The organism is Turicibacter sp. T129, assembly GCF_025594975.1.
Classification (GTDB): domain Bacteria; phylum Bacillota_I; class Bacilli_A; order MOL361; family Turicibacteraceae; genus Turicibacter; species Turicibacter bilis.
Map to the genome: position 1 here is coordinate 15,742 of NZ_JAMQUU010000034.1, position 12,636 is coordinate 28,377.

Below are 12,636 nucleotides of genomic sequence, written 5' to 3' on the forward strand. Positions count from 1 at the left end.
TTTTCGATAGGTTTTATGTATCTCTAAATGAAAACTAAGTAAAATACTAATCAATCAAATCAAATTAAATCTTCTATTTGCTTTTTATTCCTTTTCTTTCTCATGATGACTTGCAATGTATAATCTTTTTTGATCTAGCCACCATCATATTTTCACCTTCTAGGTAGAAGTAGATAATTTTTTGTAACTCTTACCTTTAAATGAACACCTTAAACTATGCTGAATAGAAACTAACAACAAAAATTGTAAAAATGACTACTTCTTATATATTTTCTCAATCTTCTTTTTTCTTTCAGATTGTTTTAAGATATCTGTGCTAAAATAAAAAAAGAGGTGACAAATATGAGGATTTTACTAGTAGAAGACGAAAGACGATTAGCCGACGCTATCGGGCAAATTTTAAAAAGCCAAAAATATATAGTTGATATTTTCTACGATGGAACTACTGGACTAGACTACGGACTAAGTGGAATTTATGACTTAATCATTTTAGATGTCATGCTCCCAAAACTAAACGGATTTGAGCTTTTAAAAGAACTTCGTCAACATAACATTGTAACACCAGTGTTGTTTCTAACAGCAAAAGATGAGATCTCAGATAAAGTTCACGGACTCGATTTAGGGGCCGATGATTATTTGACCAAACCATTTGCAACAGAAGAATTGCTCGCTCGTGTTCGTGCTTTATTACGCCGTCAAGGTGAAGTGGTGACAGATGACTGCCTTAAATTTGAAGATAGTCAACTTAACCTTTCAACTCATGAGCTTTGGTGTCAGGAGAAAAAAGTTCAACTTGGATTAAAAGAATTTAATATTCTCTCTTGTCTAATGAATCATGGGAATCAGATTGTGACTAAAGAGCTATTAATCGAAAAAGTTTGGGGATATGATGCAGATGTTGACTATAATAACGTAGAGGTTTATATTTCATTCCTTCGTAAAAAGCTTCAATTTATTAAATCCTCTGTTTGTATCAAAACAGTTCGCGGGGTTGGATATTGCCTTGGAGTAACAACAAATGATTAAAAAATTAAAACATCGCTTCATTTGGATTAATCTATCGATTTTATTAACGATTTTCTTTGCCATCTTTAGCAGTACTTATTATCTCATGTATCAATCAGGAAAAGTCCAAGCAATTAAAGTCATGGAGCAAATCGCTCAAAATGAGGGAATAATTATGAGAACGCCATTTAAAGATTTTAATGCCCCTCTTAAAAGAAATCCAGTGCCTATTAATCAAACGTTAATGCGCTCAAGTTTTACCCTTCTTTTAGATAGCTCCAATCATCTCATTAAAACAATATTAAACATGCCGGAAGAAACCAATTTAAGTAATCCTGAACAATTAGTTGAACAAGTACTCTCATCTGACAAGGACACTGGGATTATTTCTTTTAATGACTTAAAATTACGTTATTTAATACACGTTCGTCCTAATGGCAGCAAACTAATTGTCTTTCTTGATCGTTCGACCGAACTTGCTACCTTATCCCAATTGATTGTCGTTCTTGTAGCAATTGGAGGCGTTAGCATTGTTATTCTTACCATCATTAGCTATTATTTAGCGAATTGGGCCATTAAACCAATTGCTCTCGCTTGGGAAAAACAACAACAATTTGTAGCCGATGCTTCTCATGAACTGAAAACACCACTGACTGTTATCCAAACGACCACTGATATCCTTTTATCCAATAAAGATCACACCATTCGTAGTGAACAAAAATGGATGGATTATATCCAATCAGAAACTGAGCGTATGTCTAAACTAGTCAGTGATCTCCTCTATCTTACAAAAGTAGATAACAATGAATCTCTTATAAAATCAAGCTCTTTTAATTTAAGTGAATCGATTATGAATGTCATCCTTCCATTCGAATCCCTCATCTTTGAATCTGGAAAAGAGCTTCAAATGAACATCGAACCCAACCTCATGTATACCGGTGAAGAAGCACGTTTACAACAAGTCACTGTTATTCTCCTTGATAACGCCCTTAAACACGCCCCTATTCAGACAAAAATCGAAATAAATCTTCATCGAATTGGAGCTATTTATCAATTAGAAATTAGCAATGAAGGTGAAGGAATTCCTAGAGAACATCTTCATAAAATTTTTGAACGATTTTATCGAGTCGATTCTTCTCGAGCACGAGAAACGGGAGGATATGGTCTTGGATTAGCCATTGCCAAATCAATTATTGACCAACATCAAGGAAAGATTTCAGTCACCAGTACTGTAAATGGCTTAACCACCTTTCGTGTTACACTTCCGACAAAACCCATTCATAAACGTTTTAAATTATATTAAACCCAAAAGGTCGATCTCATTGATCGATCTTTTTACATAGATTCTCAATCATCCAATTGGACTTTTTGACTGATTTACGGTAAACTTATCGAAAAAGGAGGAAGATGAGAATGAAGTTTATCTCTTGGAATGTAAACGGGCTACGTGCCTGTGTCAAAAAAGGATTTTTAGACTTTTTCAACGAGGTTGATGCCGACTTCTTCTGTGTTCAAGAAACAAAGCTACAAGAAGGACAAATCAACTTAGACTTGGATGGATACTATCAGTATTGGAATTATGCTATAAAAAAAGGGTATTCGGGAACAGCCATTTTTACGAAGCATGAACCTTTATCGGTGGCTTATGGAATTGGGATGGAAGAACACGATCAAGAAGGACGTGTGATTACATTAGAGTATTCAGATTTTTATTTAGTTACGGTTTATACACCAAACTCACAGAATGAACTTGCTCGTTTAGAGTATCGTATGCAATGGGAGCAAGATTTCCGTTCGTATTTAACAGATTTAGAGACTAAAAAACCTGTGATTATTTGTGGTGATTTAAATGTCGCTCACCAACAAATCGATTTAAAAAATCCAAAAACAAATACGAAAAATCCTGGATTTACACCTGATGAGCGTAACCAAATGACACATCTTTTAAATGCTGGATTTGTTGATACGTTCCGTCACTTTTATCCAACAAAAGAAGAATGCTATTCATGGTGGTCATACCGTGCGAATGCTCGTGCTAAAAATGTTGGATGGCGTATTGACTACTTTATTGCATCAGCCAAGTTAACCGATCGCTTAGCAGATGCTTGTATTTATCCTGAAATTTTAGGTTCTGATCACTGTCCGGTCGGTCTAACGTTAAAATCCAACTAAAAAAGATAGGGATACCTACCTTTTTTCATTTATGATTTAATTTGTGCTTCAAATAGTTCCTTTTTTCCTTTCGCAAGTTTGTTAGTACTAAAAAGGTCATAAAACCCGGAAATCATATAAGTGATGGTCATGACAAGAATAATGGCCATCACTTCATTCGCACCAAAGTACTCGATTGCCATAACTATTCCGGTTAAGGGTAAACTAGCAGCTCCACAAAATACACCGATCATCCCTAACGCGGCAACAGAGGGAATACTGAGATTAAAGTAAGGAGCGATGGCACTCCCAAAGGTCGCTCCCACAAAAAAGGTTGGATTTCCACGCCCACCTTGAAAGACTGAACCTAATGCTACAGCCGTAAAGATAATTTTCCAAATCCATTCCATCAAACTCACAGATTCTTCAAACGACTTTGCAATAAAAGATTGGCCTAAGCCATTATAATTATCCCCTGCAATCCAAAATAATACAATCGTTAAACATCCCCCTACAATCCCTTTAACGACTGGATTTTTGATTAATCGACTATAAACTTTAGGTGCTCCATCTAGCGCAATATTAAATAAAATCGAAACAACTCCAAACAAAATTCCTAAACCGATTAACTTCACAATTAATAGCAATGAAAAACCACCTAAGTCCAATGCTGGATAAACAATTGCTTGATCTCCTAAAAGATATGCCACTTTATTCGCGACAACGCTACTTACAAAAGCAGGAACCAACGCTTCATAATGAAATTTCCCTTTCAGCACTAATTCCATGCCTAAAATGGCTCCTGCTAGCGGTACATCGTATAATACGCCGAATCCACTTCCAACACCTATCACGACGAGTGTTCGTTGTTCCTCCTCACTTAATTTAAAACGATGAGCAATGGCATCGGCTAGTGTCCCTCCCATCGCAATCCCCGCTGCTTCTTTTCCAGCCGATCCTCCAAAAAAAGTCGTTAAAAGGGAACCAAAAAAGACAAGAGGAACCATATAAATAGGAATATCTTTTGAGGCTTGCATCACTTCAGACTTTAATAAATTTTCTCCTGTATATGCATTTCGGCCTGCTTTGACATATAAATAACTAATCAATATCCCTGCGAAAGGGAGTCCATAAATTAACCATGGATGATCAGCACGATATTGATTAGCTAAACTTAACACCTGTTTAAAAAAACCAACGATAATTCCCACTGGAATTCCCATAAATAAACTCAATCCGATCCAACGAAATAGTGGAACCATGTATTTTTTAATTGATTGAATCACTGATTGTTTTTCATTCACAACTATCACCCTTTTTAATCGATTAACTGCTTCTATTCTCCCCAACAAAAAACGTCTCTATTCGAGACGTACTAAATTCAATCGTTTTATGGTGAAAAATAACAATATCATTCCTACGCTTAACAATACTAATCCCTCTTTAAACTGATGATCAATATAACTTTGAGTCAAGGTGGCTAATGATGGATGAACCTCTTGCCTTAACGAAAAGGATAAGCAAGTTAACGCATTGTTTAAAAGATGAACTAAAATAGGAGCCCAAATATTTTCGAATTTGAGATATAGCATTCCACATAAAAATCCAAATATGGTTGCTCCGATGAAATCAACCCCATGAAGAACACCAAAACAAAGCGCCATGAGACCTAACGCTCCTATCATTGAAAACCAATTCATGAATCGGGACAGAATCACTCCACGAAATAGAAACTCTTCAAAGATGGGTACTAAAATCGAGACAGTGATACACGCAAATAATAAATCTTGCTGGCTACTAAAGCGAAGTAAAGGTTCTTCATAAACTTGAATCGCTAACCTCTCGTTCGTATAAAAAAGGATACTTAAAACAACTTGATAACCTCCTACTGACATAAAATATTGAGTCATAAAAACGAGTAAAACACACAAAAGTAACTCTTTATTTTGCAACCCTTCTATATCTTTTTTAAAAGTTTTCAAACGATAAGTTGACTGCCAAACGATATAAGCACTCATCATAAAATAACAAATGGCTTCCACTCCCCAAGATAATTCTATCACGGCACTTGCACTCATCCATTGACTCATCATCGCCATCAAAACTTGGATGATTCCACATCCTATAATGGCGCGAAAAATAGTGACTTTTGAAAATTCACTTTTCAATGCTACTCCCCCCTTATCCCCTCGAACATGAATTGACTCTCCTCTATCCAAAACTCTTTCAATCCCTAAGTCATTTCCTCCACTAAAAGTGGATGATTTATTAATAGTATATGCACTTTATTAATCACTAACAATAAAAAAAGACCATCTAACCCAATAGATAGTCCACTAACTTTGCTTTTGTCTCATCTCTGCTCGATTAAATTGATGTATCTCTAATAAATAAGTAATTTGATTTTGTAGATAATGATAATTGTGATTGATCTCTCCAATAATTTTAAACGTATAAATGATAAATATAAAACTCCACATTAAGCTAAACATCATCATGTCTGAGGCCAATCGATAGGTATAAATGGTTGGTAAAAATAATGTTAACAGGAGTAGCAACATTAAAACTACAACACCACACATATTCATCCGTAACCTAGCACTAATTCCGACCAATAACTTTAATGTATCTGCAAGTTTATAATTTCTCATCTCTAATAATCGGCCTGGAACTTGATTTTTCGATTGTTTAAATGACCGAGTCATGTTTTTTGTTAAAGTCAATTGAATTAATAAATACTGCCGAACCACTCCAACAACGATACCATTCGTTACGATTAAAATTAGGATCAAACTATATATCTGAATGGTCTGACTATTTAACAAGGCTCCACCTAGTGAAATTAATGCTAAAATAGCCCCCAAATTAAATCCTTCCAAAAATGTTGTAAATGATTTAGGATTTTTCATCATGCTTCCCCCTTCATATTCTCTTATTTTACCATGTGAAAAAGAAGGAACTTGTCTATCTCTGTCATGCATAAAAAAAACATCTCACACTTGTGAGATATTTTTATTTATCTTTTGTAATCGAATAGGACGATAGCAAAATAAATGCACAACCAATCAGTTTCATGATTGAAAGTTGTTCATTTAATAATACTACTCCACAAACAACACTTGTAATCGGTTCAGCTAAACATAAAATAGAGGCCTTTGTACTTCCGATTAATCGAATGCCAATTTGAAGTAAAGCTACAGCACCTACTGTTACAAGTAATGCTATCATAAGTGTCAAAAACCAAGCCCCCGGTGTTAATGAGAATGCCAAGGTTTGTGTCGAAATTCCATAAATAAAGACACAGATGGACACCACTAGACTTAAATAAAAGGTCAATTTAAATGGATCCATCTGTTTTAAGCCACTCTTATCAATATAAGATATAAAAAGCATAGGTTACGCCTGATAAAAATGCTAAGAAAACGCCTATGAAACTAATATCCCCTGTTTGATCAATAAAAGTCAACATCCCAAAAATCGCTAAACCAATAGCAATAATTTTGGCAGGTGACCATGACTCATGATAGTATAAAACACCTACCAGTACCACAAAAATAGGATAGATAAAATGTAACGTCGTTGCCATTCCAACTGATAAATAATCATACGATGCATACAATGTTAACGTTGTTAAAGCTTGTCCTAAGCCACCCACCATTAATAAATGCATGACTTCTTTTTTGGTAATCTTTAATGAAACTCCTCGACTGTTTAGAATAATATACAAGACAGGAAGCGCCATAAATGAGCGATAAAATGTCAGGCTAATGGCGTTGCTTCCTCCTATATAAGTCCACTTTGCTAAGATGGGGTAAATCCAAATATAAAAGCTGATAAAAGAGTTGCTAAAACCCCATAATGTTTTCTCATATTATTGATATCCTTTCAAATATTAATCTTTAAAGAAGAATATCAAATTTATGAGATGGAATCAAGAGAATTGACTAACACTTAAAGGATGTCTAACTCCCCCTAAAGAGAGGCTAATAATTTAGCCCGATGAGCGGCATAACTTTTTTTAAGATTAGCTTGGCAACTTTGTTCTGGAAAAAAAATTTCCTGTTCAACAACTGTAACTTGAGGCATCCATAACAAATATTTCGTAATATAAATTGGTCCACTCTGCTCATCAATCGTCAAATTATAATCAGACTTTATAGAAGCAGGTATTCCTTCAACTAATTCACACATGAGCTCATGATAAGGAACACAGCCCATCAATTCATTTGAAAAATAAAAATCATCTTCAGTACCGACAAAAAATTCAACCCCATCTAACAATGGCTCAATGTTTTTGAAACATTCCATATCAATATCCACATAAACTCCTCCAAAACGATATAGTAATTCATATCGCGCGATATCCGCTTTTTGTCGAATGTTTGTCGTTGAATCATAAAGCTCTTGATTCTGGAGTTTAATCATATTTTCATCAGTCCATAATCGATACTCCCAATCTGAATGATGTTTTTTCCATGAATCGATATACTGTAAGCATTGTTTAGGAATTTCTGAATCGCCAATCCATATTTGATGAATAATTTTAGGAATCATTTGACTCATGTTGATCTCCTCCTTTCCTTTTCTATTAGTTTATGCAACTCTATTAAAAAAGTTCGACATTTTTAACAACACTTTCATTTTTCAATCACTTCCTTTACCTTTCTTTTCACATTTGAAATCTTTTATTTTAAACTCAAGAAAATAATCTAAATTGTAAACTATTTCATCTTGCTTAACTTAAGGTTTCAAGTTATCATTTAGTTCGAGATTATTCGTTCTTAAATGACTGAATTCAAGAAAATGATATATCATTTTACAAAAAAAGAGGAGAGAAACGTAATGAATGTTATAACAAATTTTCGTGTCTATGATTTAGAAGAGACTCTTATTTCAAGTGGTTATGCAATGATCGAAGAATATGATGAACAACACTGTATTGAACAAGCAAGCCTTTTAAAGGAAGAGATTAATGGTGAAAATCGTCACTATGCGCGCGCATTAAAATTATTAAAAGCTCCTCTAAATAGTGGACACTGTTCATTTGCTAAAGGAATTGTTGTTAATATGGACATTACTTTTACAAATAAAGCTTGGATTGAATTTCAGCGTTATCACTTTGCGGATATCATTACAGGGATGAGTACAATGCATCGTATTAGTAAATTTGATTTAGAAGCAGCGTTTAATGAATATACGGACTCAGTCATTATTGAGCGTTTAAAAGAACTTCAACAAGTTTATAACGAAACAAAATCAAAAGAAGATTATTTAAAACTTCTATACTCAACACCTGCTGGCTTAAAAATGACGGGACGTATTTCAACGAATTATCTACAATTAATGAACATCTGGTCACAACGCCATAATCATCGTTTACCTGAATGGCGTCAATTTTGTGATGAATTAATCGTTAAACTTCCATTATTTAAAGAATTCTTAATTGCCAATGGACAATTAAAAGATTGCTAATAATCATTAACCTTAAGAGCTATCTATGACGATAGCTTTTTATTATGTCATAATAAAAAGCTTGAGACACATTGATCTCAAGCTTTTTAGCGCTAGCTATGCTTCATTTTTTGAACGTTTTAAGAATCCTAGAATCACCGCTCCAACAATTGAGCCAACTAAAATAGCTACTAAATACATGAACCAGTTTCCAATTACCGGTAAAACAAAGATTCCACCGTGTGGAGCTGGTAACGTACAACCAAAAATCATCGTTAATGCCCCTGCAACAGCTGAACCAATGACACATGAAGGAATCACTTTTAATGGATCTGCGGCTGCAAATGGAATCGCCCCCTCAGTAATGAATGATAATCCCATGATATAGTTAACTTTTCCTGAGTCACGTTCTTGTTTTGTAAATCGATTTCCGAAGAATGTTGTCGCTAAAGCAATGGCAAGTGGTGGTACCATCCCTCCGGCCATAACCGCTGCCATAACCGCTTCATTTCCTGACTCTAATGAAGCAATCCCAAAGACATAAGCGGCTTTATTAAATGGTCCTCCCATATCGATTGCCATCATACCCGCTACTACAATCCCTAAAATAACTGCTGAACTTGTTCCTAAACTATTTAAGAATCCTGTTAACGCATTATTAACGAAAGCAACTGGTGGATTAATAATAAATGTCATAATGACACCAATTAACAGTGTCCCAAATAACGGATACAATAATACTGGTTTAATTCCTTCCAGTGATTGTGGTAAGAATGAGAAGACTTTACGTAAACCTAATACTAAATATCCAGCAATAAACCCAGCAAGTAAAGCCCCTAAGAAGCCTGCTCCACCTGTACTAGCTAATAATCCTCCAACAAATCCAACAACCATTGCTGGACGATCACCAATACTTACAGCAATAAATCCTGCTAAAACTGGTAATAAGAAACCAAACGCTGCATCTCCGACTGTTTTAAAGAATGCTGCAAATGGGGTATTTGATCCAAAGTTCGCTGGATTAATCGTGCGATCATCGAATAAGAAAGCGAGGGCAATTAAAATCCCCCCTGCTACAACGAATGGGAGCATATTTGAAACACCATTCATCAAGTGTTTATATAATTGACGTCCTAAACTTTCGTTTGATATCTCTTCAACGTCACTAGAACCTTCTGCATTATGATAAATGGGAGCATCCCCATTAATAGCACGAGTAATTAACTCCTCTGATTTATGAATTCCATCTGCTACTTTTGTTTGAATAACTTTTTTACCATTGAAACGTGCCATTTCAACCTTTTTATCAGCTGCCACGATAATCGCATCACAATGTTCAATCTCTTCTTTTGTTAAAACATTTTTAGCTCCTGCTGATCCATTTGTTTCAACTTTAATTGAGATTCCCATCTCAGCACCTTTTTTATTTAATGCTTCTGCCGCCATGAAGGTATGTGCAATCCCTGTTGGACAAGCTGTGACCGCTAAAACACGAGGATATTGAGCATCTCCACGTTTTGGAGTTTCATAGAAATCATCTTTTTGCTCTTCCGTTTCTTCAGGGAAAGCCTCTGTTTCTTTTGCATCAATTAATGACAAGAACTCATCGACTGATTTGGCATTCATTAAATTTTTACGGAAATCTTCATCCATTAAAATCGTTGATAAACGAGATAACACTTCTAAGTGTGTATTATTCGCTCCGTCTGGGGCTGCAATCATGAAAAATAAATGAGCTAAACTTCCATCAAATGATTCATAATCCACCCCTGATTGACTAACAGCGGCTCCTAAACAAGCTTTTTTAACCGCTTTCGTTTTGGCGTGTGGAATAGCGATTCCTTCGCCAATTCCTGTTGTACTTTGCTCTTCACGAGCAATAATTCCTTTTTTATATTCTTCCTTATCGCTTAAGTTTCCACTTGCATGAACTAAATCGACTAACTCATCAATCGCAGCCATTTTATTAGTTGCTTTTAAATCTAGGGTGATTGACTGTTTACTTAATAAGTCTGTAATTCTCATCATTTAACCTCCATTTTATAATTTGGTTACATTAATTTCCGATACTAATTCATCAATATACCCTCTAGTTGCCACATCACTTGAAAAAGCTGTTGCACTTCCACTTGCAGCCCCTAATCGTAATGCCTCTTCATAACTATGATGCTTTTGGTAACCTGCAATAAATCCAGCTACCATTGAATCCCCTGCACCAACTGAATTTTTAACCGTTCCTTTTGGAACATTACTGCGATAAATCTCTCCAGTTTCTGAGATTAAAATCGCACCGTCGCCCCCCATTGAGATTAAAACATTTTGGGCACCCATTTCCTTTAACTGATTTCCGTAATGTAACAAGTCTTCTGTACTAGAAATGGTTACATTAAACATTTCAGCAATTTCATGATGGTTGGGTTTAATTAAGAATGGTCGATATTTTAAGACATTTAATAATAAGTTTTTTGTCGCATCAACGATAACCTTCACGTTTTTTGCTTCTACATATTTCATGATTTGTTCATAAAAATCATCCGGTAATGAAGCAGGAATACTCCCAGCTAGCACTAGCGTGTCTTCAGAAGTTAAACCATCTAGCTTTTGATATAGTTTTTCAATTTCCTCATTTGAAATCTTTGGTCCTGATCCATTGATTTCCGTCTCATCAGATAATGTCTTCACTTTCATATTGATACGTGAATATCCTTCTTTTAACTGAATAAAGTCTGTTTTAATCCCTTTTTCGTGTAGGCTACCTTTTATAAAATCGCCTGTAAAGCCACTAATAAAACCAAGTGCTACATTATCAACCTCATGTTGATTTAAAATTTGCGAAACATTAATTCCTTTTCCACCTGCATAAAAATGTTCTGTGCTTACTCGATTGACTGCACCTTCCGTTAATTGATCCATGTTTACAACATAATCAATGGAAGGATTTAGTGTTACCGTATAAATCATTTTCTCACTACCTTCACTGTTGTTTTATCTTGATATTGAGTCAAATCATCGTCACTATTTGTAATGATGGTTGCCTCACCTATTTCTGCAAACCTTGTAAAACTGACCTCTCCAAACTTACTATCGTCTACTAAGATAAAGATGTCATTTGAAGCTTTAATCGCATTTTCCTTAATCATTGCTTCTTCTGGGTCAGGGGTTGTAAATCCATGTAACGAATGAACCCCATTACTTCCCATAAAACATTTATCAAAACGGTAACGATGAAGGGCCGAAATAGCTTCATAGCCAACAACCGCTTTTGTTTTTTGCTTCACTTTTCCACCAAGGACGAAACAAGGAATATTGTATTCAATTAGCGATTCAACATGTGATAACCCATTGGTCACCACAACAATTTCTTTCCCTTTCAAATATTTAATCATCTCGTAAGTCGTTGTTCCAGAATCAAGATAAATACTATCTCCTTCGTCGACTAATGAAGCAGCATATTGGGCAATCAGATCCTTCTGTGCAACAAATTGATGTGATTTATCATTAAAGCTTTTCTCAACAAACTTATTCTGAACAGGTACTGCACCACCATGTACACGTTTCAAGTAATTTAATGCCTCTAATTGAACTAAATCACGACGAATCGTGGATTCAGAGATATTAAATTTTTCAACAAGATCTGCGACTCTTACTGATCCTTTTTGCTTTAATTCAGATACAATCAATTGATGTCGTTCTTCCGTAATCACTTTTTCACCTCATCTCATAACTTATCCAATTATTACTGATATTATTAACTAAACTTATTTTTTTGAATGTTTTAACTTAATTACAATTTTATTATAAGAAAAGCGTTTACAAAAGTCAATCCTTTTCAATCAAATTCATTCATTTTCATTCAAAACCAATCACGATAACAATCTAAATAGATTATAGCTACATAAATTACTATGAGATCACTCATTTTCATTCATTTTTCTTTTTAAAACCTTCATTTTCATCTTTCATTGACTCATTGAATCTATTTTATTCTAATCACCAGATGTTTAATTATTCCTGAATTATATAATTAAG

Annotated in this window: 13 protein-coding genes; 4 read left to right on the plus strand and 9 right to left on the minus strand. The window is 34.8% G+C overall.

What is annotated here, in order from left to right:
* The first annotated feature begins 342 nt into the window (after nucleotides 1-342).
* From NEH75_RS07140 to NEH75_RS07150, 3 genes are all read left to right on the plus strand, one after another.
* The gene (locus NEH75_RS07140; protein ID WP_055242238.1) at nucleotides 343-1,026 is read left to right on the plus strand and encodes a response regulator transcription factor; all 684 of its coding nucleotides are present in this window, start codon (nucleotides 343-345) and stop codon (nucleotides 1,024-1,026) included.
* Nucleotides 1,019-2,308: a sensor histidine kinase gene (locus NEH75_RS07145; protein WP_262948691.1), complete on the plus strand. Its 1,290-nt coding sequence runs from the start codon at nucleotides 1,019-1,021 to the stop codon at nucleotides 2,306-2,308. The genes NEH75_RS07140 and NEH75_RS07145 overlap by 8 nt, the downstream gene beginning before the upstream one ends.
* Before the next feature lie 110 nt (nucleotides 2,309-2,418).
* Nucleotides 2,419-3,177: an exodeoxyribonuclease III gene (locus tag NEH75_RS07150; protein WP_262948693.1), complete on the plus strand. Its 759-nt coding sequence runs from the start codon at nucleotides 2,419-2,421 to the stop codon at nucleotides 3,175-3,177.
* Between the two features lie 29 nt (nucleotides 3,178-3,206).
* Here NEH75_RS07150 and NEH75_RS07155 read toward each other — a convergent pair whose 3' ends face one another.
* The 6 genes from NEH75_RS07155 to NEH75_RS07180 form a co-directional block, all read right to left on the minus strand.
* On the minus strand, nucleotides 3,207-4,460 hold the full coding sequence (locus NEH75_RS07155) for a chloride channel protein (RefSeq protein ID WP_262948694.1): 1,254 nt from the start codon (nucleotides 4,458-4,460) through the stop codon (nucleotides 3,207-3,209).
* Between the two features lie 57 nt (nucleotides 4,461-4,517).
* Nucleotides 4,518-5,324, minus strand: coding sequence for a CPBP family intramembrane glutamic endopeptidase (locus NEH75_RS07160; protein ID WP_262948695.1), 807 nt, complete (start codon nucleotides 5,322-5,324; stop codon nucleotides 4,518-4,520).
* Between the two features lie 168 nt (nucleotides 5,325-5,492).
* A complete protein-coding gene (locus tag NEH75_RS07165; protein ID WP_262948696.1) occupies nucleotides 5,493-6,065 on the minus strand; it encodes a hypothetical protein in 573 nt (190 codons plus the stop codon).
* A gap of 103 nt (nucleotides 6,066-6,168) precedes the next feature.
* A complete protein-coding gene (locus NEH75_RS07170) occupies nucleotides 6,169-6,549 on the minus strand; it encodes an EamA family transporter (protein ID WP_411040359.1) in 381 nt (126 codons plus the stop codon).
* Nucleotides 6,527-6,991, minus strand: a complete 465-nt coding sequence (locus NEH75_RS07175; protein WP_317452422.1) for a DMT family transporter — start codon at nucleotides 6,989-6,991, stop codon at nucleotides 6,527-6,529. Before NEH75_RS07175 ends, NEH75_RS07170 begins: the two co-directional genes overlap by 23 nt.
* A gap of 137 nt (nucleotides 6,992-7,128) precedes the next feature.
* Nucleotides 7,129-7,719, minus strand: coding sequence for a glycosyltransferase family 32 protein (locus NEH75_RS07180; protein ID WP_055305394.1), 591 nt, complete (start codon nucleotides 7,717-7,719; stop codon nucleotides 7,129-7,131).
* A gap of 279 nt (nucleotides 7,720-7,998) precedes the next feature.
* On the opposite strand from NEH75_RS07180, the gene NEH75_RS07185 reads away from it, so the two are divergent.
* Nucleotides 7,999-8,628, plus strand: coding sequence for a hypothetical protein (locus NEH75_RS07185; RefSeq protein ID WP_055275378.1), 630 nt, complete (start codon nucleotides 7,999-8,001; stop codon nucleotides 8,626-8,628).
* A gap of 96 nt (nucleotides 8,629-8,724) precedes the next feature.
* Here the strand turns inward: NEH75_RS07185 and NEH75_RS07190 are convergent, their stop codons facing one another.
* Genes NEH75_RS07190 through NEH75_RS07200 form a run of 3 tightly spaced genes read right to left on the minus strand, consistent with a single transcriptional unit; the run spans nucleotide 8,725 to nucleotide 12,311 of the window.
* Complete coding sequence (locus NEH75_RS07190; protein WP_262948697.1) at nucleotides 8,725-10,632, minus strand: fructose-specific PTS transporter subunit EIIC; 1,908 nt, start codon at nucleotides 10,630-10,632, stop codon at nucleotides 8,725-8,727.
* A gap of 15 nt (nucleotides 10,633-10,647) precedes the next feature.
* Nucleotides 10,648-11,568, minus strand: coding sequence for a 1-phosphofructokinase (gene pfkB / locus NEH75_RS07195; RefSeq protein WP_262948698.1), 921 nt, complete (start codon nucleotides 11,566-11,568; stop codon nucleotides 10,648-10,650).
* Nucleotides 11,565-12,311: a DeoR/GlpR family DNA-binding transcription regulator gene (locus NEH75_RS07200; protein ID WP_212723675.1), complete on the minus strand. Its 747-nt coding sequence runs from the start codon at nucleotides 12,309-12,311 to the stop codon at nucleotides 11,565-11,567. Before NEH75_RS07200 ends, pfkB begins: the two co-directional genes overlap by 4 nt.
* Nucleotides 12,312-12,636: the final 325 nt, after the last annotated feature.

Excerpts from the sequence above, each read along its gene's own strand:
- NEH75_RS07165 (WP_262948696.1), bottom strand. The coding sequence starts at position 6,065 with ATGAAAAATCCTAAATCATTTACAACATTTTTGGAAGGATTTAATTTG.
- NEH75_RS07140 (WP_055242238.1), top strand. The coding sequence starts at position 343 with ATGAGGATTTTACTAGTAGAAGACGAAAGACGATTAGCCGACGCTATC.
- NEH75_RS07190 (WP_262948697.1), bottom strand. The coding sequence starts at position 10,632 with ATGAGAATTACAGACTTATTAAGTAAACAGTCAATCACCCTAGATTTA.
- pfkB (WP_262948698.1), bottom strand. The coding sequence starts at position 11,568 with ATGATTTATACGGTAACACTAAATCCTTCCATTGATTATGTTGTAAAC.
- NEH75_RS07170 (WP_411040359.1), bottom strand. The coding sequence starts at position 6,549 with ATGCTTTTTATATCTTATATTGATAAGAGTGGCTTAAAACAGATGGAT.
- NEH75_RS07145 (WP_262948691.1), top strand. The coding sequence starts at position 1,019 with ATGATTAAAAAATTAAAACATCGCTTCATTTGGATTAATCTATCGATT.
- NEH75_RS07180 (WP_055305394.1), bottom strand. The coding sequence starts at position 7,719 with ATGAGTCAAATGATTCCTAAAATTATTCATCAAATATGGATTGGCGAT.
- NEH75_RS07150 (WP_262948693.1), top strand. The coding sequence starts at position 2,419 with ATGAAGTTTATCTCTTGGAATGTAAACGGGCTACGTGCCTGTGTCAAA.
- NEH75_RS07185 (WP_055275378.1), top strand. The coding sequence starts at position 7,999 with ATGAATGTTATAACAAATTTTCGTGTCTATGATTTAGAAGAGACTCTT.